Genomic DNA, 20,233 nt, shown 5'->3' with positions numbered 1-20,233 from the left:
CGACGCAATCATGGCTCTAGACGGCGACATGGCTTCGCAGGCACCGACAAAAAAACAACCGCTGTTCAGCGAACCCGGCACGCGTGACGGTCGCCGGCTGCTGGCATTGCCCGGCGTCGTCGCGGTCGTCGGCGCGCTGGTGACGGCGGCGATCTCGTTCACCATCCTCGTCGGCGCCACGCCGATCACGCCGAACGAATCGACGACGCTGGCGCTGATTGCCCTCAATGCCGCTTTCGTCCTGTTCCTCATTGCGCTGGTCGGGCGTGAAGTCCACCGCATCCTGATGGCGCGCCGGCATGGCAAGGCCGCCTCGCGGCTGCATGTGCGCATCGTCGCCATGTTTGCTCTGGTCGCCGCCATTCCCGCAATCATGGTGGCCATCATCGCATCGATCACGCTCGATATCGGCCTCGACCGCTGGTTCGAGATCCGCACCAAGACGATCGTCAATTCGTCGCTGTCGATCGCCGACGCCTATGTCCAGGAGAATGCCCGCAACCTGCAGGGAACGACGTTGTCGATGGCCTACGATCTCGATTCGTCGCGCTCGCTCTACGGTCTCGATCGCACTGGTTTTCTCGATCTGATGAACAAGGAAGCAGTGGGCCGGTCACTGGCTCATGCGGCACTGATCAAGCCCGACGGCTCGTTTGTCATGAGCGCCAAGACCGATACGGATTTCGCCATGCCCGAGCCGCCGGAAGGCGCCGTGGCCAGCGCTTCCGACGGCAAACCGGTGCTGATCGAACCGAAAACGCGCAACATCATGGGCGCCATCGTCAAGCTGCGCGAGATCGAAGGGCTCTATCTCTACACCATTCGCCTCGTCGATCCGGAAGTGATCAAGGCGCGGCAGATCGTTAGGTCCAACACCGACGAATATCGCGGGCTGGAAGACAACCGTCGCACCTCGCAGGTGGCCTTCGCGCTGCCCTATCTGTCGCTGACGTTGATCATCATCCTGTCCGCCATCTGGACCGGTATCGCTGTCGCCGACCGTCTGGTGCGCCCCATTCGCCAGCTTATCGGAGCCGCCGACGAGGTGGCGACCGGCAATCTCGATGTCGCGGTTCCGGTCAGGCCGTCGGATGGCGATGTCGCCTCGCTCGGCGACACGTTCAACAAGATGCTGCTCGAACTGAAATCGCAGCGCAACGAGATCCTGTCCGCAAAGGATCTGATCGACGAACGCCGCCGCTTCTCGGAAGCCGTGCTTGCCGGCGTCACCGCCGGCGTCATCGGCGTCGATCCCTACGGCATCGTCACCATCGTCAACCGCTCGGCCGAGGCGATGCTGGCCATTTCAGCCAGCGCCGCCCTTGGGCAGAACCTGTCCTCCGTGCTGCCGCATGTTGGCCGCGTCTTCGAGATCGGCCGCAAGTCCGGCAAGCCTGTTTACCGCGAGCAGGTGACCTTCTACCGCGCCGGCGCCGAACGGACCTTCAACGTGCAGATCACCATCGAAGCCGGCGACGACGGCTCGGAGGAAAAATCCTATGTCGTGACGGTCGACGACATCACCGACCTGGTTCAGGCGCAGCGTTCCTCCGCTTGGGCCGATGTGGCGCGGCGCATCGCACACGAGATCAAGAATCCGCTGACGCCGATCCAGCTCTCGGCCGAACGCATTAAGCGCCGCTACGGCAAGGTGATTACCGAGGACCGCGAGGTTTTCGACCAGTGCACCGACACGATCATCCGTCAGGTTGAAGATATCGGCCGTATGGTCGACGAATTCTCGGCTTTCGCCCGCATGCCAAAGCCCGAGATGAAGGCTATCGACCTGCGCGAATCGTTGCGCGAGGCCTCGTTCCTGGTCGAGGTCAGCCGCGCCGACATCACTTTCGAGCGGATATTCGGCACCGAGCCGCTCAAGGGCACCTTCGACAGCCGCCTGATGGCGCAGGCTTTCGGCAATGTGATCAAGAACGCCGCCGAGGCAATCGACGGATTGGAACAGACGGATGGTTCGCACGGCATAATCCGGATTCAAGCGGGGCGCCAGAATGGTGCGATTCGCATCGACGTCATCGACAATGGCAAAGGCCTGCCGCGCGAAAATCGCCAGCGGTTGCTCGAGCCCTATACGACGACGCGCGAGAAAGGCACCGGGCTTGGCCTCGCTATCGTCAAGAAGATCGTGGAGGACCATGGTGGCAGGCTGGAACTTCACGATGCGCCCCCAGATTTCCACGACGGACGCGGCGCGATGATCAGCATCATCCTGCCGCCTGCGGCTGCCGCGTCTCCGCGCGGCGATAGCAGGACGGAAAACGAACGAGAAACTGAAAAGGTCGGTAATGGCGTCTGATATTCTCATCGTCGATGACGAGGAAGACATCCGTGAACTCGTCGCGGGCATCCTGAGCGACGAAGGTCACGAAACCCGCACCGCATTCGATGCCGACAGCGCGCTGGCGGCGATCGCCGATCGGGCACCGCGGCTGATTTTCCTCGACATCTGGCTGCAGGGCTCGCGTTTGGACGGGCTGGCACTGCTCGACGAGATCAAGACGATGCACCCGACCTTGCCGGTGGTGATGATCTCAGGCCACGGCAACATCGAAACGGCGGTCTCCGCCATCCGCCGCGGTGCCTATGATTTCATCGAAAAACCATTCAAGGCCGACAGGCTGATCCTGATTGCCGAGCGTGCGCTCGAGACCTCGAAACTGCGGCGCGAGGTTTCCGACCTCAAGCTGCGCAGTGGCGAAACCTTCGATCTGATCGGCATGTCGTCGGCGATGAGCCAACTGCGCCAGACTATCGAGCGCGTTGCCCCGACCAACAGCCGCGTGATGATCATCGGCCCGTCAGGCTCGGGCAAGGAACTGGCCGCGCGCGCCATCCACACGCTGTCGGCGCGTAAGGGCGCGCCGTTCGTAACGCTGAGCGCCGCCAACATTACGCCCGAGCGCATGGAGATCGAGCTGTTCGGCACCGAATCGAACGGCGTCGAGCGCAAGGTCGGCGCGCTCGAGGAGGCCCATCGCGGCATCCTCTACATCGATGAAGTTGCCGACATGCCGCGCGAGACGCAGAACAAGATCCTGCGCGTGCTGGTGGAGCAGCAGTTCGAGCGGGTGGGAGGCACCAAGCGGGTCAAGGTCGATGTCCGCATCATCTCCTCGACCTCGCAGAATCTCGAAGCGATGATCGCCGACGGGCGTTTCCGCGAAGATCTCTATCACCGCCTGGCGGTGGTTCCGGTCATGGTGCCGGGACTGGCCGAGCGGCGCGAGGATATTCCCTATCTCGTCGACAATTTCATGAAGCAGATCGCGCGTCAGGCCGGCATTAAGCCGCGCCGTATTGGCGATGACGCGCTGGCGGTGCTTCAAGCGCATAACTGGCCTGGCAACGTCCGCCAGCTGCGCAACAATGTCGAGCGCCTCATGATCCTGGCGCGCGGCGACAACATCGATGCACCGATCACCGCGGACCTGTTGCCGGCCGAGATCGGCGATGTCATGCCGCGCACGCCGAATCAATCCGACCAGCACATCATGGCGCTGCCGCTGCGCGAGGCGCGTGAACAGTTCGAGAAGGACTATCTGATCGCCCAGATCAACCGGTTCGGCGGCAACATCTCGAAAACCGCCGAGTTCATCGGCATGGAGCGCTCCGCCCTGCACCGCAAGCTGAAGTCGCTGGGCGTCTGAACGCGACGTCCGGCCAGCCGCGCCTGGGCCAACCATTTGCCGGTTACGGCGGCGGCGGAATCGCATAAGAAAGCCCGAGAATTCCTGAGGGGTTGCCAATGCCGCGTATTGCCTATGTCAACGGCCGCTACGTCACTCACGCGGATGCTGCCGTGCATATCGAGGATCGCGGTTATCAGTTCGCCGACGGCGTCTATGAGGTCTGCGAGGTGGCGCGCGGCTTCATCGTCGACATGCCGCGCCATCTGGCCCGGCTGAACCGCTCCTTGACCGAATTGTCGATCGCCTGGCCGGTCACCTCTCACGTGCTGCCGCTGATCCTGCGCGAGGTGGTCAACCGCAACCATGTCGCCAACGGCCTGGTCTATGTCCAGGTGACGCGCGGCGTTTCCAGCCGCGACTTTGTCTTCCCGTCCGCCGACACCAAGCCGTCCCTGGTGGTCACCGCCAGGAAGGCCGATCCCGCCTCTGCTGCAAAACGCGCTGAAACCGGCATTGCGGTCATCACCGTGCCGGAGAACCGTTGGGACCGCGTCGACATCAAGAGCGTCGGGTTGCTGCCCAATGTATTGGCCAAGCAGAAGGCCAAGGAAGCCGGCGCCCAGGAAGCGTGGTTCGTCGACACCGACGGCAACGTCAAGGAAGGCGGCTCGTCCAATGCCTGGATCGTCACCCGGGATGGCGTCCTGGTTACCAGGCCGGCCGAGCATGGCATCTTGCGCGGCATCACCCGCACGACCATGTTTGAAGTGGCGGCCAAGCTCGGCGTGAAGATCGAGGAGCGCGGCTTTTCTGTCGCCGAGGCCAAGGCGGCACGCGAGGCGTTCATCAGCTCCGCAACGACAATCGCCATGCCGGTTGTGGCCATCGACGGCGATACAATCGCCAATGGGCACCCCGGTTCGATAACACTTTCGTTGCGACAAGCCTTTTTTGACATTGCGGAAAAAAGTCCAGCCTGATAACCGCACAGGTGGAATGAACATCAATTTATCTCGTTCTGCTTGTCGTTGCTGACGACAAGACGGTGTTTGTGAGCTTGACATGCGCCCGTTAATTTGGCGCATTGGCTTGCAAACCGAAGGGGATCGGCGAAAGACAAGAACAATGGCGGAACGATCGCAAAACCTTCAGGACCTGTTCCTGAATTCAGTTCGCAAGAGCAAGAATCCGCTCACCATCTTCCTCATCAACGGCGTGAAGCTGACCGGCGTGGTCACTTCGTTCGACAATTTCTGTGTCCTGTTGCGCCGTGATGGTCACTCCCAGCTCGTCTACAAGCACGCCATTTCCACGATCATGCCGAGCCAGCCGGTTCAAATGTTCGATGGCGAGGAAAGCCAGGGCGCCTGATTGGCACGTGAGAAAGACGCGGACGCTACCGTTCGCGGAAAACCAGCGCATCATCCCGGGACGGAAGCCAAGGGCCCGACCCGGGCCGTTGTCATTGTGCCCGTCCTTACCCGCCACCAGCGCAATGAGGACGAGACCAACCGTCCACGGCTGATGCGTTCGGCTGATGCTCGTCATGATGAGGCCGTGGGTCTCGCCCGCGCCATCAATCTTGATCTGATCCATACCGCGGTGGTGACCGTCAATGATCCGCGCCCGGCGACGTTGCTTGGCAGCGGCAAGGTCGCGGAATTCGCAGAAATCGTCAAAGAGGGACATGCGGAAGTGGTCGTCGTCGACCATCCGCTGACTCCGGTGCAGCAGCGCAATCTGGAGAAAGAGTTGGACGCCAAGGTGCTGGATCGCACCGGGCTGATCCTCGAGATATTCGGCGAGCGCGCGCGCACCAAGGAAGGCACCTTGCAGGTCGAGCTCGCCCATCTCAACTACCAGAAGGGCCGTCTCGTGCGCAGCTGGACCCACCTCGAACGCCAGCGCGGCGGTGCCGGCTTCCTCGGCGGCCCCGGCGAAACGCAGATCGAATCCGACCGGCGGCAGCTGCAGGAAAAGATCATCAAGCTGAAGCAGGAGCTGGAAACGGTGCGCCGCACGCGCGACCTTCACCGCGCCAAGCGCAAGAAGGTGCCGTTCCCGGTGGTGGCGATCGTCGGCTATACCAATGCCGGGAAGTCGACGCTGTTCAATCGGCTGACCGGAGCAGACGTGCTGGCGCAGGACATGCTGTTCGCCACGCTCGATCCAACGCTTCGGCGTGTGCGCCTGCCGCACGGCACGCCGATCATCCTTTCGGACACGGTCGGCTTCATTTCGGACCTGCCGACGCATCTGATCGCGGCTTTCCGCGCCACCCTGGAAGAGGTTGTCGAGGCCGATCTCGTCATCCATCTGCGCGACATTTCCGATCCGGACACGGCGGCCCAGGCCGAGGATGTCGAGCGCATCCTCGCCGACCTCGGCGTCGACGCCGGTGATGACAAGCGGGTCATCGAGGTCTGGAACAAGATCGACCTGCTTGACGAGGGCAACCGCAGCCGGCTGCTTGCCGACAGCGCCGACGCCAGCAAAGCCCCGCCGATCGCCATTTCGGCGGTGACCGGCGAGGGTATCGATGCGCTGAAGGCGATCATCGAAACGCGGATGGCGGGCGAGCTCGAAGACCTGACGGTGACGATCGAGCCGGCGCAGTTCGGCCTTGTCGACTGGCTCTATCGCAATGGCGATATCGTTTCGCGAAGCGACAATGACGACGGCAGCGCCACCATCTCGCTCAAGGCCACGCAAAGCGCCCGCGAAGAGATCGAAAGCAGATTGCGTCGCAAAAATAACGGGTAAGGGAACTTACTTCGCGGTTTTTGCTTCCTGCCAGAGCGCTTCCATTTCGGGCAAGGTCGCCTTCTCCAGCGTGCTACCGGATTTCTCAAGGGCCTGTTCGACATAATGGAAGCGTGAGCGGAATTTTTCGTTGGTGCCGCTCAGCGCCGCTTCGGAATCGACCTTCAAATGGCGGCCGAGATTGACGACGGCAAACAGCATGTCGCCGAACTCGTCCTTGATCGAGGCCGTTTCGCCCTTGGCCAGCGCCTCGCGCAATTCGCCGATCTCTTCCTCGATCTTGTCGAGGATGGGCGCTGCCTCGCTCCAGTCGAAGCCGACGCGGGCGGCCTTCTCCTGAAGTTTCAGTGCCCGCGTCAGCGCGGGCAGGGCGACCGGCACGCTGTCCAGAAACCCCTTGCCGTTATCTTCCGGGTCGAGGCCGCGGGCGAGGCGGGCTTGTCGTTTCTCCGCCTTCTCCTCGGCCTTGATCCTTTCCCACATGCCCTTGGCCATGCCGGCGCTGCGGGCCTTTTCGTCGCCGAAGACGTGCGGGTGGCGGCGGATCATCTTGGTGGTGATTGCCTTGACCACATCGCCGAAGGCGAATTCACCTGCCTCTTCAGCCATTTGCGCGTGGTAGACGACCTGCAGCAGGAGGTCGCCAAGTTCGTCGCGCAGGTCATCGAGGTCGCCGCGCGCGATGGCGTCCGCCACCTCATAGGCCTCCTCGATCGTATAGGGGGCGATGGTCGAGAAATCCTGTTCGATGTCCCAGGGACACCCGGTCTTTGGGGCTCGCAGCGCCGCCATGATCTCGATCAGGCGCGAAATGTCTTTCGATGGCGTCATCAAGAGCTATTCCAGGAAAAGTGTGAAGTTATCTGTCCGGAATTGCGTCAAAACAGTCTATCGAATGCTATCCCGCGGCCGGCCGCGCGGCCAACGCTGTCAGCCGGCGCGGGAACCTTGTCCACAAGTGAGCCGCCTCAGTCGAGGACAGAGACGATCGCCTTGGCGAGTTCGTCCATTCCATCCTCGGGCAGGCCGGCAACATTGATGCGGCTGTCGCCGACCATGTAGATGCCGTGCTCGGAACGCAGCCGTTCGACCTGCGCTTCCGTGAGGCCAAGGCGGGAGAACATGCCGCGATGGCTGGCGACGAAATCGAAACGGTCGGAATTGGACTGACGCCGCAGTGCCTCGGCGAACTGGACACGGAGTCTGAGCATGCGCAGGCGCATCTCTTCGAGTTCGGCCTCCCAGTCTGCACGCAGAGCGGCGTCTTCGAGCACGATGCGCACGGCGGCAGCACCGTGGTCCGGTGGCATCGAATACATGGCGCGCGCCGCCGACAGCATCTGGCTCATCGCCACATCGGCCTGTGCGCCGTCCTTGGCCAGGATCATCGCCGCGCCGACGCGGTCGCGGTAGACGGCAAAATTCTTCGAGCAGCTCGAGGCGACGACCATTTCCGGAACTTTCGCGGCCAGCAGGCGCAAACCGAGGGCGTCGGCCTCAAGGCCATCGCCAAAGCCTTGATAGGCGATGTCGACAAACGGCAGCAGTTCGCGCTCGACGACCAGCTCGGTTACGGCCGCCCATTGCGCCGCATCCAGATTGGCGCCGGTCGGGTTGTGGCAGCAGCCGTGCAGCAACACCACGTCACCCTTTCTTGCCGTTCGCAACGCCGCCAGCATGTCGTCGAAGCGCACAGTGCCCGAGGCGGCATCGAAATAGGGGTATTCGCGGATCTGCAGGCCGGCGGCACGCATCACCGGCATGTGGTTCGGCCAGGTCGGGTCCGACAGCCAGATGGTTGCGTCGGAGCGTGTCCGCTTGAGCAGTTCCGCCACCAGCCGCAGCGCGCCGGAGCCGCCAGGCGCTTGTGCCGCGCGGATGCGCGTCATGTCGGCGCCGGGGCCGAAGGCGAGCTTGGCCATTACCGTGTTGAAACCGATATCGCCGGCAAGGCCGAGATAGGTCTTGGTGTCCTGCCCCTGCAGCAGCCGCTTTTCGGCTTCGCGCACCGCCCGCATGACCGGCGTCTTGCCGTCGCGATCCTTGTAGACGCCGACGCCGAGATCGACTTTGTCGGGTCGCGGGTCGGCGCGATAGAGGCCGATCAGGGCAAGGATCTTGTCGGCGGGGGCGGGCTGCAGGGTTTCAAACATCGAACGGCTCCAATTGCGGCGGAGTGATACGCAAATCGGTCACTTTTCGCCAGCGCTTTTCCTGTCGTCTCAGTCCGCGCAAAGCTTTCTGGGGCAGCCGCGAACGATATCCTCCAGCGAACCCGGCGAAGAAAATTGGCAAGGCCGGGATTAAAATCCCCACATGCTCCGTAAACAGGACATGAAACCGTCGATGCCGCGCTTTGACATCATAGGACAGCTCAGTTCGCTGCGCCGTTACGCGCGCTCGCTGACGCGCGACAGCACGGAGGCCGAGGATCTCGTGCACGATGCGCTGGTGCGTGCCTATGAGCGGCGCGGCACCTTCCGCTCCGGTGGAAATCTGCGCGCGTGGCTGCTGTCGATCGTCCACAACACCTTCGTCGACAAGATGCGGTCCCGCAGGTCCGAAGCGGCACGCCTCGAACAGGCCGGATACCTGGCCGATGGCAGCACGCCGGCGCCGCAGGAACATTCGGTGCGCCTGGCTCAAGTGCGCGAAGCCTTTTTCAGCCTGCCGGAAGAACAGCGCTCGGCGCTGCATCTCGTCGCCATCGAGGGGCTGTCCTACCAGCAGGCCGCCGATGCCAGCAGCGTGCCGCTGGGAACGTTGATGTCACGCATCGGCAGGGCGCGCGCCGCATTGCGCGAGATGGAGGCGGCGGCACCCGCGAAGGCGAAAAACCACCTTAGGATCGTTGGAGGCCCGTCATGACAGCAGCTGTCGATCCCGTGACCGATATCGACCTCGACGCCTATGTCGACGACCAGATCGATGTCACCCGCCGCATCGAGGTCGAGGCATTTCTGTCGGCCCGGCCGGAAGCAGCGGCGCGCGTGATGTCCGATCTCCGCACCCGCGATGAACTGCGCGTGGCGCTTGCCGGCCCCAAGGGCATGGCGCGGCCAGCGACCGCCGATGCCGCGCGGCGGCTGGAGAGGGGGCTTGCCCGCGGCCGCATCTTCGGTGTGTTGCAGCGCGCGGCGGTGGTTGCCGTCTTCGTCGCCGCCGGCTGGCTGGCGAATGGCATCATCGGGCCGATGTCGGTGACCAAGGTCGTCGCCTCGCCACAGCCGCCTGCCTATGTCGATGAGGCGGTGCGGGCCCATAGAACGACGCTGGTGCGCGAAAGCATGCCGTCGCAGCCGGAAGCGCCCGATTACGACGCCGGCGAGATCCGTGCCGCGACCGCCATCGTCATGCCGTCGCTGCCAACGGACTGGAAAGTCCGCGACGTGCAGATCTACCCGTCGCGCTTTGGGCCGAGCGTCGAGATGGCGGTCGAGACGAAAGACATGGGGCTGGTGTCGCTATTCGCGATCCGGCCTGGAACCTTCGACGTCGTCAAGCCGACCATCGCGCCCTTGGGCGACATTTCGTCGGCCTACTTCCAGATCGGCGAGGTCGCCTATGCGGTGGTCGGACAAAGCGAGGTCCGCGACCTCGACCGCGCCGCCGAGACGCTCGCCAAGACGCTTTACTGATCGATCCACCCTTACCGACCGATCTTGAAAGGAGAATGCAAATGAACACGCCTAACCTGGGATACCGCGTCGGCACCGGCGCCCAAACCAGAGCCATTTTTGACGAGGGGCTGCGTCAGCATATGCTGCGCGTCTACAACTACATGGGCGTCGGCCTGGTGGTCACCGGCCTCGTTGCCTTGATGATCTCGTCGACGCCGGCGCTCTATGTGCCGATCTTCTCCAGCCCGCTGAAATGGGTGGTGATGCTGGCGCCGCTCGCCTTCGTCTTGCTGTTCTCGTTCAAGATGCAGACAATGTCGGCGGCCAGCGCCCAGGCGATGTTCTGGGCCTTCTGCGCGGTCATGGGCCTGTCGCTCGCATCCGTATTCCTGGTCTTCACGGGAACAAGCATCGCGCGCACTTTTTTCATCGCCGCCACCATGTTCGGCGCCACCAGCCTCTACGGCTACACGACCAGGCGCGACTTGACCCAGTTCTCGTCGTTCCTCATCATGGGCCTGATCGGCGTGGTGATTGCCAGCATCGTCAACATCTTCCTCGGCTCGACCGCGCTGCAGTTCGCCATCTCGGTGATCGGCATTGCCGTGTTCATCGGCCTGACCGCCTGGGACACCCAGACGATCAAGGAGCAGTATGCCGAGAATTTCGACGGCGAATCGCGCCAGAAGCTGGCCGTCTTCGGCGCCTTGTCGCTCTATCTGAACTTCATCAACATCTTCCAGCTGCTGTTGAATTTCACCGGAGAGCGCGAGTAATCCCGTTCCAAGGGCCTGCCCGGTCGACCAGATCGGGCAGGTCCGGGCTTCCTTGCTGATCATCTTGCCATCGGAGGCCAGCGAATAATTCCAACCCGAGCGTTCTGTTGCTCAAAAGTGGATCAGTAAAATATCGCGATGTCATTCAGACCCTTGCTTGGTCACGGACGGATTCGGAGCCGGGAGGAGAAGTCGGAAGCCCTGCAAACGGCAGCCTGGGTCGACTCTTCGGTCGTTTTCGACAATCGGCGCTGGGTGTGCCGGGATGCAGAGCTCCGCTGGACAGCTCCCCACCATCTGATCGTACTGACTGAGGAAGGGGGGACGTCGCATACATCGATCCGCTCCGGGGAAAAGTCCGTCTACGACGGGATGGATCGTCCGGGAGACCTCACCTTCGTCCCCGCCGGCGCGGAGCGGCTCGGCGTCTATCGGGATGTCAATCTTTCCTATTCGGCCCTGTGGATCGATCCCGAATTTCCAGGAAGCGAAAGGCTTGCGGATACGCCGATCCTGGTGAACAGGAGCGATAATGTCATCGCAACGCTTTTGAGTTCGCTCCGGGTCGAGATGGCGCTCGGTCACAGGCCGGACACCGGCTATGTCGAGCATCTGGCTGCGCTCGTCAGCATGCGCGTGGCGATGCTGGCCGGCAAGCAGCTCCCGGCCCCGCGTTACGGCCGTCTCAGCCGCCGCACGTTTGCCCGCATCCGGGAATACATCGAGGCACGCATCAACTCCGACATTTCGCTGCGCGAGCTGGCGGCTGTCGCAGAGATGGGAGTCGACACGTTTGCGCGCCGCTTCAAGGCGACGACCGGTCTTGCACCCTACGCCTACGTGATCGAGGAACGGGTCCGGCGGGCGGAAGTCGTGTTGCGTGAAACCGGGTCGTCCATCGGCACCATTGCCTTTCGCTTCGGCTTCTCTAGCCAGAGCCACTTCACCGCGACGTTCAGGCGCCTCAGGGGCATGACTCCTCGGGCCTACCGGGTGCAGTTTTCTCCGGAATCCTGATAGTGCCGCCGATTTCCTGAAAGAAATGCCGAGCCTGCCGGACCACGTCCATAAGCGTCAATGAGCGCACCCGACGCGCCCGCTGTCGGGCCGGGGTCGCTGTCGAGCCCTTATCACTGCGCCCCGGGAGATCACGCATGGCTGAGACAGACAACAGGAACGGACCTACGCGTCGAGCGGTGCTGGAGGGAGGGGCCGCGACCGGTCTGCTGCTGGCAACCGGGCTACCGGTAGAAGCCCAGCAAATGGAGCCCGCCGTCGCAGCGTCCACCACGCCGGGACCAACGATGCCGGTGTCGCTGCGCATCAACGCCAGGGACTTTGCCGTCGAGCTCGATCCGCGGACAACGCTGCTCGACACGTTCCGCAATCATCTCGGCCTTACCGGTTCGAAAAAAGGCTGTGATCACGGCCAGTGCGGCGCCTGCACCGTCCTCGTCAACGGGCGTCGGATCAATTCTTGCCTGACGCTCGCTGTCATGCATGAGGGCGACGAGATCACCACAGTCGAAGGGCTCGCCGACGGCGACCGGCTTCATCCCGTTCAGGCCGCCTTCATTGCACGCGATGGCTTCCAGTGCGGATATTGCACGCCCGGCCAGATCTGCTCCGCGGTTGGCATGCTGGGCGAGGCCAGGGAGGGTTGGCCGAGCCATGCCAGCGACGAAGTGGCGGCAGCCTCGGTCGCGCTCGACGATGCCGAGATCCGCGAGCGGATGAGCGGCAATATCTGCCGTTGTGCTGCCTATCCGAACATCGTCGCCGCCATCCGCGACGCGGCAGGGGAGGCGTGAGCGATGCGGGCTTTCACCTATGAGCGCGCCGGGAGTGCGGAAGAGGCGGCCGCCGCGGTTGCCAATCGGCCGGATGCCAAATTCATCAGCGGCGGCACCAATCTCCTCGACCTGATGAAGCTCGATATCGAGCAGCCGGCGCATCTCGTCGACGTCAGCCGCCTGCCGCTCGACCGGATCGAGGAAACGGAGGAGGGCGGCCTGCGCATCGGCGCGCAGGTCCGCAATAGCGATCTTGCCGCCGAGCCGCGGGTGAGGTCGCAATACCCGATGCTCTCACAAGCGCTGCTGGCGGGGGCTTCCGGTCAGATCCGCAACAAGGCCTCGACCGCCGGCAATCTCCTGCAGCGCACGCGCTGCTTCTATTTCTACGACCGCAACATGCCGTGCAACAAGCGCGAGCCGGGTTCCGGTTGTGCCGCGCTGCAAGGCTTCAACCGCATGCATGCGATCCTCGGTGCAAACGACGCCTGCATTGCTGTTCATCCCTCCGACATGGCGGTTGCCATGGCCGGGCTCGACGCCAGGATCGAGACCTTGTCGCCAGGTGGCGAAGCTCGCACCATTCCGATCGGCGATCTCCATCGCCTGCCCGGGACAACGCCCGACGTGGAGACCACGCTCGGTCATGGGGAGATGATCACCGCGGTCACCTTGCCGCCCCCTCCGCCCGGTCGGCAACTCTACCGCAAGGTGCGCGACCGCGCCTCCTATGCTTTCGCGATGGTGTCGGTGGCGGCGATCGTCGAGAAAAGTGGCGATCGCATACGCAGCGCCCGCATCGCCATGGGCGGGGTCGCGGCCAAGCCCTGGCGCGCGACCGCGGCTGAGCAAACGCTCGCCGGCTCGGTGGCGTCCGATGGCGCTTTTACCGAAGCCGCCGAAGCCGCGCTGGCCGAGGCAGTCGGGCATGGCGACAATGATTTCAAGATCCCGCTGGCCAAACGGACGCTGCGGCACACGCTTGCCGCAGCCGCGGTCGAGCGCGCGTAAGGTCATGCAGAGACGATGGCCCCGAACGGCCGTCCCTAGATGTTTGTCCCGCAGTCGACGGGCCGGTGGCAAGGAGATAGACATGAAACTCACGCGACGCGCCGTTACAGCCGCCAGTGGCGGCCTTCTCGTCGCGCCCGCCACCGCTTGGGGCGCCGCGTCAGATACTGAGCTTCGTCGCGAACTTGAAGCGGCCGTGGAAGCCTTCTTTGCCGGCTGGGCTTCCGGCGACTGGTCGGCTTTCCTCGATCGTTGCGACGAGACGATGACCTTCCAATTTCCGGTTGGTGAGCAACGGGGTAGACACGAACCGCCGAACGGCAAGCGCGCGCTCGCAGCGTGGACCGCCGCACATAAAGCGCAGGGTAACAGGATCACGGAATCGATCGTTGATCTTAAGCTCTTCGCCTCCGATTGGATCATCATTTGCGATCGCGGGAGTGGGACGATCGGCGGCGGGCCCTATACGGGCCTGCACGCGCTTTTCATGCGGGCCGGCCCGACGGGGCGGCTGATCGAGTTTCGAGAGTATTTCGGCGATATTGCTACGTGAACAGCAGCTGCGCGGCGATCACAAAGAGCCGTGCTGCGGCTATGTGAGTTTCCGAGAACTAAACATTCCAGGTGAGCCCATGCACAAGACCACGACGCTTCGCGGACAGTCCGCCGATTCGACCGGCTTTGTTTCCCGTTCAACGGTGAAATCTTCCCCTCATGTCGAATTCATCGGTCGTCCCGTCGACCGCATCGACGGGCCGTTCAAGGTGACGGGCCGCGCGACATACGCCTATGAACATCCAATCGACGGCGTAGCTTATGGCTATGTCCTCGGCGCTGCCATCGCCAAAGGTCGCATCGCGGAGATCGATATCTCGGACGCCGAAAGGGCACCGGGCGTAGTCGGCGTCATGACGCACCGAAATGCTCCGCCACAACCGGATTTTGGCCCGGCGGTGACACCGACCGTACCGGAGGTTTTCACGCGCGCCCGACCGGCGCTCAACAGTGACCGCGTACGCTACTATGACGAGCCGGTGGCGCTGGTCGTCGCGGAGACGTTCGAGGCGGCGCGCGCCGCCGCGGGACTCATCAAGGTGCGCTACGAAGAGGAGGTGGGCACCTACGATCTACAAGCGCATCTCAGCGATGCCTATGCACCCAGGCGAACAAATGCCGGCCTGGCGACGGACAGCGTTGTCGGCGACTTCGAGAGCGCCTTCGCACAAGCTCCGGTCAAGGTCGATGCCACGTATCGGACGCCCTTCGAGCACCATAACCCAATGGAACCGCATGCGACGATCGCCGTCTGGTCAGGAGACGAGTTGACGATCCATACATCAGCGCAAACGCTTGCGAATTACAGGGCAGGCATTGCCACCACGCTCGGCATGCCGCCGGAGCGCGTGCGCATCGTCAGCCCCTTCGTCGGCGGAGGCTTCGGTTCCAAGTTGATTATCCATGCCGACACGGTGCTGGCAGCGCTTGCAGCGCGGGTCTTGCAGCGTCCGGTAAAGATCGCGCTTACGCGCCAGCAGATGTTCGCCAACACCGGCCACCGCGCCGAGATGATCCATCAGCTGCGCTTCGGTGCGGATAGCGACGGACGGCTCACCGGGATCTCGCATGACGTCTGGTCGGCGACGTCGAGCTTCGAGGAGTATTGCGAGCAGACGGCAGCCTTTGCCCGCTCGCTCTACGCGGCGCCGAACCGCCTTACCCGCCATCGCTTGGTTCGACTCGATATCAATCGCGGCGAATGGATGCGCTCGCCCGGCGAAGCGCCGGGCATGCTAGCCTTCGAATGCGCCATGGACGAACTTGCCGAGCATCTTAGGCTGGATCCGATCGAGCTCAGGATTCGCAACGAGCCGACACAGGATCCGGAGCGCGGTGTGCCGTTTTCGACCCGCAACCTCGTGGCCTGCATGGAGGAGGGTGCGCGTCGTTTCGGCTGGCAGGGGCGGGATCCGGTGCCCGGCCGCACCCGGGAGGGCCGCAACCTCATTGGCTACGGCATGGCGGCGGCGATCCGTCCGAACTATATAGGCGCGACGACGGCGCGGGTCGCGATCGACCGGGACGGCCAGGTCACGGCACGGCTCGACATGACAGATATCGGCACCGGCACCTATACGATCTTGACTCAGATCGTCGCGCAAAACCTTGGCTTGCCGCTCTCATCTGTCAAGGTGGAGCTTGGCGACAGCCTTTTCCCGCGCACCGCCGGCTCCGGCGGCTCCTGGGGTGCGACGAGTTCGGGTTCCGCGCTGCATCAGGCGTGCAGCATCCTCAAGCAGCGGATCCTGGAAGTGGCGCGGTCGAGCGAAGCTTCGCCGTTCCGTGGCGTCAATGTCAGCGAGGCGAACTTCGCCCACGGCGAAGTCAGGATCGGCGAGCGTTCGGCAAGGCTGAGCGATCTCATTCGCAATATTGCCCCGGACGGGTTCGAGGCCGAAGGCTCAGTTGCCGCCGCCAATGCCACCGAAACCTACAAGGCTTATTCCCAGCACTCACACGGCGCCCATTTCGCCGAGGTCGCGGTCGATTGCGATACCGGCGAAATCCGGATGCGTCGCTTTCTGGCAGTGATTGGCGCCGGCCGCATCCTCAACCCGAAAACCGCGCGCTCACAAATCATCGGCGGCATGAGCTGGGGCATCGGCGCCGCGCTGATGGAGGAGACGGTGCTCGATCGGCGCCACGGCCACTTCGTCAACCACGACCTTGCCGAGTATCACGTCCCGGTCAATGCCGATATCGGCGCGATGGAGGTCGTCTTCCTCGAGGAACACGATGACAAGGCCAATCCACTCGGCGCCAAGGGATTAGGCGAACTTGGCGTCTGCGGGGCGGGGGCTGCTGTCGCCAACGCCGTCTACAACGCCACCGGCGTCAGGGTGCGCGAATTTCCGATCACCCTTGACAAGGTGCTGCCTGGCTTGCCCTTGACCGCCATCTGATCCGGCAAGCACCAGGACGAAGGCGCCAACACGCTCGCCCTTGAGTCCGCGAAGGCTTTTGCTAACCTGACTGTCCCGCCAGCAAACCGCGAGGACATATGGAACAGGATAGCCAGACGCTTCACGGCGACGGCATCTCGGCGACTGTCGTCGGGCAGGGCGCCGAACTGGTCTCTCTGCGCGATGCCGACGGCACAGAGTTTCTATGGCAGGCCGGCCCGGAATGGCGGCGTCACTCGCCGGTGCTGTTCCCGATCGTCGGGCGGCTCAAGGGCGACCAGTTGCGCCATCGCGGCCGAACCTATCCGATGACGCAGCATGGGTTCGCGCGCGACAAGCCGTTTGCCTGGGCGCAGAGGCGGCCAGGGTCCTGCACGCTGGTTCTCACCGACGACGCCGATACCCGCGCACACTACCCATTCGCCTTTCGCCTGGCGGTGACCCACACGTTGGACCGCCGGCAGCTCGGCGTGACCTTCGACATCACCAACACTGGCGACGAGCCGCTGCCAGCGTCGATCGGGGCGCACCCGGCATTCAATTGGCCATTGCTGCCGGAGCTGGCCAAGACGGATTACCAGCTGGCCTTTGCCGAGGACGAGGGTGCGCCGATCCGCCGGCTGAAGGACGGTTTGCTGTTGCCGACGCCGCAGCCGACGCCTGTCGAGGGCAATATCCTCAAGCTCTCCGAACGGCTGTTCGATGAGGACGCGGTCATTCTCGATCGGCCTGCCAGCACCAGCGTGCGCTACGCCTCCGAGCGTGGTCCGGCGATAGAGATGTCGTGGCAAGGGGTTCAGGAGTTGGGCATCTGGTCAAAGCCGAGTGGCGCGCCGTTCCTGTGCATCGAACCCTGGCACGGCATAGCAAGCCCGGTGGACTTCGACGGCGATTTTGTCGACAAGCCGGGACTGATGCGGATCGCGCCCGGTGGGAAGCGCGTGCTGAGCTATCAGATACGGCTGCTGTGACGTGCCGGCAGATCCAGCCACACCGGCGGTGCCCAATGCCTGACGACAGCCCCAGTTCGGCGGTGTTGGCAGCTTTTGCGCCGGCAGCTTTTCACCGATAGGAATTTTTTCTTGATTCCGTGACCTCAGCTATGGTACAAGTTTGCCTATGGTGCTGATTCGCGCCAGTGACCCGCCTTACAGGCGGGTTTTTCGTTTGATGCTCCGTCAGCCAACGCACCGGCGAAGGCTGCGAAGGAACCCGTTCACATTGACCAGGAGGCGCGCGGCGGTCAGGCCGACAGGACGAGAACGAATCCACTCGACTGCCCCTGCTGGCGGAACCGGGTGCGGTTCACGTTGTTACTCCAGCGGGCGGTCGTTGGCCGTCGGATTGGAGTCATCATATCATGACCAATGGTCGTTCACCTGAAAACGTTCTGGTTACGCTTCCCACGATTGATGCAAAGGCCGCGCCGACACTCAACAACACCGAGGCCGAGGTGTTCTATTCGGAGGCGATCCACGAACTCACCGGCACGGACATTCCTTTTCTTGTCGCTGGAACATACGCCTTAAGCGCCTACACGGGCGTCACCCGCCAGACCAAGGATCTCGATATCTTCTGTAAGGCGGGCGACTATGCGCGCATCCTCGCCCATTTCAAACAGCTTGGATATGCGGTCGAAATCGAAGACGATCGGTGGCTTGGAAAAGTGTTCAAGGGCACGCATTTCTTCGATGTCATTTTCGGCTCCGCCAATGGCATGATGCCTGTTGGCGATCTGTGGCTGGAACACGCCCGGCAGACCGAGCTGCTGGGCAACCGGGTGAGAATTATCGGGCCGACCGAACTCGTCTGGTCCAAATGCTTCATCCAGGACAGGGGGCGTCACGACGGAGCCGATATCGCTCATACGATTCTCAAGGCGCATGACCAGATCGACTGGCACAGGCTGCTTTCCTATCTGGAGGTTCACTGGGAGGTGCTGCTGATGCATCTGCTCAATTTCAGGTGGATCTATCCGAGCGAGCGCGATCATGTTCCGGCTTGGCTGCTCGATGAATTGCTGGACCGTCTCGCCAAGCAGCGACAATTGCCGTCTCCCAGAATGAAGATCTGCCGCGGGCGCCTGCTTTCGCAAGTCGACTACGAAATCGATGTCAAGGAATGGGGCTTTGCCGGCGTCGGCGGCGCGGGAGAATTTCGCGATGGCTGATCGCAACAGGAAGGCCACGCCGGCGGACGGCAAACGCATGCTCAAGATTGCCGCGCTAGGCGACCTGCATGTCAGGGAAGATGGCCATGCCTCTTATCGCGATCTTTTCGGCGAGATATCGCGCGAAGCCGATGTCCTCGTACTCGCGGGCGATCTCACCAATCTCGGTAAGCCTAGTGAAGCGGAGCTCCTCGCCGAGGATCTGCGCAACTGCTCGATCCCGGTGGTGGCCGTGCTCGGTAATCATGACTATGAGTCCGATGCGGCAGAAGATGTCACCAAGATCCTGCGCCAGGCGGACGTTCACCTCCTCGACGGGCAGGCGATCGAAATTGGGGAGGTCGGTTTTGTCGGTGTGAAGGGGTTCGTAGGCGGTTTCGGGTCGCGCATGCTTGGCTCCTTCGGCGAACCGGCGATCAAAGCGATGGTCGCGGAAAGCGTCAGCGAAGCAATGCGGCTCGAAAAGGCGATGCGGCAGGTCCGCGCGAAACGCACGATCGTGGTCCTTCACTACGCGCCGGTCGTGGAGACCGTTGCAGGAGAGCCGCCGGAGATATTCCCGTTTCTAGGCTCCTCACGTCTGGCGGAAACGATCGATCGGTTCCAGGTCAGCGCCGTCGTGCATGGCCATGCTCATCGCGGCTCGTACAAAGGTCAAACGCCTGGCGGAGCCAAGGTCTACAACGTCGCCATGCATGTAGCCAAGCCGAGCGGCCGTCCCTATGCCTTGCTCGACATCTGATGCGCGTCGGCATGTAGCCTGACCAGGTTCAATCGACCAGGTTCAATTCGCTGCGTTGATCGACTTGGCCAGTTCTTCCAGCTTCTTGGGGTCGTTGCCGTGGCGACGCACCAGTTCGCGGGCTTGCTTGGAGGGCAAATCGGTTGCGACGGCAAGCTGCCGCACCTGGAGATCGTCGATAGCAACCTGCGGCAAGGTGTTTTCGAAATCTGCTGCCTTGTCCTTCATGGCGGTTCTCCTCGCTGTCTTTCCAAGACAACGGCTTGAGAATCGGACCGGTTCCGAAAGTTATGCAAAACCCGAAGGCCAACGCCTCGTCGCGACCACCAGCATGTGCGATTCCTCTGCGCAATGATCAGAGCGGTAAGGGGTTTAGCCAGGAACCATGGCGGGGTGGATGAGTTGCTCAGGCTGAACGGAGATGACCTCGATGCCCCAGCCAAGAGAACCCGATCCAAATCGCGATGTACCCATGCCGGCTCCGACGTGGAAGCCTGAGCCGATCGAGGAGCCTGAACCCGAAGGGCTGCCGGACGAAACTCCGCTGCCCAATCCGGACGAGAATGAAGAGCCTCCAGTCCAGGCGACATCTGTTCGCAAGCGCGAGACCGCAAGTCGAAGCAAGCGGACAATTGACGACAACCGCGTTCGTCTCGTACTCGGCGTCTAGAGCGGGATGAATTTAGGTTGGGCATAGCCAGCCTCGGTGAAGTAATTTCGGCATTCGGTTGACGTGACCTCGCCGAGGATT

General features: G+C 62.8%; 20 protein-coding genes. 17 read left to right on the top strand and 3 right to left on the bottom strand.

The annotated features are described in order from the left end of the window. Nucleotides 1-28 precede the first annotated feature (28 nt). The 5 genes from NKH57_RS12810 to hflX all read left to right on the top strand — a co-directional run bounded on the left by NKH57_RS12810 (nt 29) and on the right by hflX (nt 6,410). A complete protein-coding gene (locus NKH57_RS12810) occupies nt 29-2,314 on the top strand; it encodes a sensor histidine kinase NtrY-like (RefSeq protein ID WP_502907283.1) in 2,286 nt (761 codons plus the stop codon). Beyond that, nucleotides 2,304-3,665, top strand: coding sequence for a nitrogen assimilation response regulator NtrX (ntrX, locus tag NKH57_RS12805; RefSeq protein ID WP_013895628.1), 1,362 nt, complete (start codon nt 2,304-2,306; stop codon nt 3,663-3,665). Before NKH57_RS12810 ends, ntrX begins: the two co-directional genes overlap by 11 nt. 98 nt (nt 3,666-3,763) lie before the next feature. Continuing rightward, a complete protein-coding gene (locus NKH57_RS12800) occupies nt 3,764-4,627 on the top strand; it encodes a D-amino-acid transaminase (RefSeq protein ID WP_352944599.1) in 864 nt (287 codons plus the stop codon). A 145-nt stretch (nt 4,628-4,772) separates the two neighbouring features. After that, nucleotides 4,773-5,018 (top strand): RNA chaperone Hfq, encoded by a 246-nt coding sequence (gene hfq, locus NKH57_RS12795; RefSeq protein ID WP_006202172.1) that lies wholly within the window; start codon nt 4,773-4,775, stop codon nt 5,016-5,018. Continuing rightward, nucleotides 5,019-6,410: a GTPase HflX gene (gene hflX, locus NKH57_RS12790; protein ID WP_352944597.1), complete on the top strand. Its 1,392-nt coding sequence runs from the start codon at nt 5,019-5,021 to the stop codon at nt 6,408-6,410. A gap of 6 nt (nt 6,411-6,416) precedes the next feature. On the opposite strand, the gene mazG is transcribed toward hflX, so the two are convergent. Together mazG and NKH57_RS12780 are read right to left on the bottom strand one after the other, a co-directional pair. Beyond that, nucleotides 6,417-7,241: a nucleoside triphosphate pyrophosphohydrolase gene (gene mazG / locus NKH57_RS12785; protein ID WP_352944595.1), complete on the bottom strand. Its 825-nt coding sequence runs from the start codon at nt 7,239-7,241 to the stop codon at nt 6,417-6,419. Between the two features lie 137 nt (nt 7,242-7,378). Then, nucleotides 7,379-8,563, bottom strand: coding sequence for an amino acid aminotransferase (locus tag NKH57_RS12780; RefSeq protein WP_352944593.1), 1,185 nt, complete (start codon nt 8,561-8,563; stop codon nt 7,379-7,381). Nucleotides 8,564-8,756: 193 nt separating this feature from the next. Between NKH57_RS12780 and NKH57_RS12775 the strand changes: the two genes are divergently transcribed. From NKH57_RS12775 to NKH57_RS12725, 11 genes are all read left to right on the top strand, one after another. Further along, entirely contained in the window at nt 8,757-9,278 is a 522-nt protein-coding gene (locus tag NKH57_RS12775) for a sigma-70 family RNA polymerase sigma factor (protein WP_352944591.1), read from the top strand. Next, entirely contained in the window at nt 9,275-10,048 is a 774-nt protein-coding gene (locus NKH57_RS12770) for an anti-sigma factor family protein (protein ID WP_023757910.1), read from the top strand. Before NKH57_RS12775 ends, NKH57_RS12770 begins: the two co-directional genes overlap by 4 nt. A gap of 41 nt (nt 10,049-10,089) precedes the next feature. Then, a complete protein-coding gene (locus tag NKH57_RS12765; protein WP_023757909.1) occupies nt 10,090-10,806 on the top strand; it encodes a Bax inhibitor-1/YccA family protein in 717 nt (238 codons plus the stop codon). A 372-nt stretch (nt 10,807-11,178) separates the two neighbouring features. Continuing rightward, a complete protein-coding gene (locus NKH57_RS12760; RefSeq protein ID WP_245266448.1) occupies nt 11,179-11,823 on the top strand; it encodes a helix-turn-helix domain-containing protein in 645 nt (214 codons plus the stop codon). A 137-nt stretch (nt 11,824-11,960) separates the two neighbouring features. Then, nucleotides 11,961-12,617, top strand: coding sequence for a 2Fe-2S iron-sulfur cluster-binding protein (locus NKH57_RS12755; protein WP_352944588.1), 657 nt, complete (start codon nt 11,961-11,963; stop codon nt 12,615-12,617). Between the two features lie 3 nt (nt 12,618-12,620). Then, nucleotides 12,621-13,610 carry an FAD binding domain-containing protein gene (locus NKH57_RS12750; RefSeq protein ID WP_023757906.1) on the top strand — a complete coding sequence of 330 codons (990 nt, stop codon included), beginning with the start codon at nt 12,621-12,623 and terminating at the stop codon, nt 13,608-13,610. Nucleotides 13,611-13,692: 82 nt separating this feature from the next. Then, nucleotides 13,693-14,163, top strand: coding sequence for a nuclear transport factor 2 family protein (locus tag NKH57_RS12745; protein WP_023757905.1), 471 nt, complete (start codon nt 13,693-13,695; stop codon nt 14,161-14,163). Between the two features lie 79 nt (nt 14,164-14,242). After that, complete coding sequence (locus NKH57_RS12740) at nt 14,243-16,570, top strand: xanthine dehydrogenase family protein molybdopterin-binding subunit (RefSeq protein WP_352944586.1); 2,328 nt, start codon at nt 14,243-14,245, stop codon at nt 16,568-16,570. A gap of 98 nt (nt 16,571-16,668) precedes the next feature. Beyond that, nucleotides 16,669-17,541 carry an aldose 1-epimerase family protein gene (locus tag NKH57_RS12735; RefSeq protein WP_352944584.1) on the top strand — a complete coding sequence of 291 codons (873 nt, stop codon included), beginning with the start codon at nt 16,669-16,671 and terminating at the stop codon, nt 17,539-17,541. Between the two features lie 389 nt (nt 17,542-17,930). Next, a complete protein-coding gene (locus NKH57_RS12730; protein WP_352944582.1) occupies nt 17,931-18,740 on the top strand; it encodes a nucleotidyltransferase family protein in 810 nt (269 codons plus the stop codon). Beyond that, complete coding sequence (locus NKH57_RS12725) at nt 18,733-19,482, top strand: metallophosphoesterase family protein (protein WP_352944580.1); 750 nt, start codon at nt 18,733-18,735, stop codon at nt 19,480-19,482. Before NKH57_RS12730 ends, NKH57_RS12725 begins: the two co-directional genes overlap by 8 nt. A 42-nt stretch (nt 19,483-19,524) precedes the next feature. Here NKH57_RS12725 and NKH57_RS12720 read toward each other — a convergent pair whose 3' ends face one another. Further along, entirely contained in the window at nt 19,525-19,710 is a 186-nt protein-coding gene (locus tag NKH57_RS12720; protein WP_023757900.1) for a hypothetical protein, read from the bottom strand. A 244-nt stretch (nt 19,711-19,954) separates the two neighbouring features. On the opposite strand from NKH57_RS12720, the gene NKH57_RS12715 reads away from it, so the two are divergent. Then, on the top strand, nt 19,955-20,152 hold the full coding sequence (locus NKH57_RS12715) for a hypothetical protein (protein ID WP_352608307.1): 198 nt from the start codon (nt 19,955-19,957) through the stop codon (nt 20,150-20,152). Nucleotides 20,153-20,233: the final 81 nt, after the last annotated feature.

Origin of the sequence: Mesorhizobium sp. M1050 (assembly GCF_040318715.1) — a bacterium.
Classification (GTDB): Bacteria; Pseudomonadota; Alphaproteobacteria; order Rhizobiales; family Rhizobiaceae; genus Mesorhizobium.
This window is presented reverse-complemented; position numbering and strand designations above follow the sequence as displayed.

Coding starts and splice junctions, on each gene's coding strand:
- NKH57_RS12725 (WP_352944580.1), top strand. CDS start 18,733: ATGGCTGATCGCAACAGGAAGGCCACGCCGGCGGACGGCAAACGCATG.
- NKH57_RS12735 (WP_352944584.1), top strand. CDS start 16,669: ATGGAACAGGATAGCCAGACGCTTCACGGCGACGGCATCTCGGCGACT.
- NKH57_RS12810 (WP_502907283.1), top strand. CDS start 29: ATGGCTTCGCAGGCACCGACAAAAAAACAACCGCTGTTCAGCGAACCC.
- NKH57_RS12770 (WP_023757910.1), top strand. CDS start 9,275: ATGACAGCAGCTGTCGATCCCGTGACCGATATCGACCTCGACGCCTAT.
- NKH57_RS12780 (WP_352944593.1), bottom strand. CDS start 8,563: ATGTTTGAAACCCTGCAGCCCGCCCCCGCCGACAAGATCCTTGCCCTG.
- NKH57_RS12755 (WP_352944588.1), top strand. CDS start 11,961: ATGGCTGAGACAGACAACAGGAACGGACCTACGCGTCGAGCGGTGCTG.
- NKH57_RS12730 (WP_352944582.1), top strand. CDS start 17,931: ATGACCAATGGTCGTTCACCTGAAAACGTTCTGGTTACGCTTCCCACG.
- NKH57_RS12750 (WP_023757906.1), top strand. CDS start 12,621: ATGCGGGCTTTCACCTATGAGCGCGCCGGGAGTGCGGAAGAGGCGGCC.
- NKH57_RS12765 (WP_023757909.1), top strand. CDS start 10,090: ATGAACACGCCTAACCTGGGATACCGCGTCGGCACCGGCGCCCAAACC.
- NKH57_RS12775 (WP_352944591.1), top strand. CDS start 8,757: ATGCCGCGCTTTGACATCATAGGACAGCTCAGTTCGCTGCGCCGTTAC.
- NKH57_RS12760 (WP_245266448.1), top strand. CDS start 11,179: ATGGATCGTCCGGGAGACCTCACCTTCGTCCCCGCCGGCGCGGAGCGG.
- NKH57_RS12715 (WP_352608307.1), top strand. CDS start 19,955: ATGCCGGCTCCGACGTGGAAGCCTGAGCCGATCGAGGAGCCTGAACCC.
- NKH57_RS12745 (WP_023757905.1), top strand. CDS start 13,693: ATGAAACTCACGCGACGCGCCGTTACAGCCGCCAGTGGCGGCCTTCTC.
- ntrX (WP_013895628.1), top strand. CDS start 2,304: ATGGCGTCTGATATTCTCATCGTCGATGACGAGGAAGACATCCGTGAA.
- hfq (WP_006202172.1), top strand. CDS start 4,773: ATGGCGGAACGATCGCAAAACCTTCAGGACCTGTTCCTGAATTCAGTT.
- mazG (WP_352944595.1), bottom strand. CDS start 7,241: ATGACGCCATCGAAAGACATTTCGCGCCTGATCGAGATCATGGCGGCG.
- NKH57_RS12720 (WP_023757900.1), bottom strand. CDS start 19,710: ATGAAGGACAAGGCAGCAGATTTCGAAAACACCTTGCCGCAGGTTGCT.
- NKH57_RS12740 (WP_352944586.1), top strand. CDS start 14,243: ATGCACAAGACCACGACGCTTCGCGGACAGTCCGCCGATTCGACCGGC.
- NKH57_RS12800 (WP_352944599.1), top strand. CDS start 3,764: ATGCCGCGTATTGCCTATGTCAACGGCCGCTACGTCACTCACGCGGAT.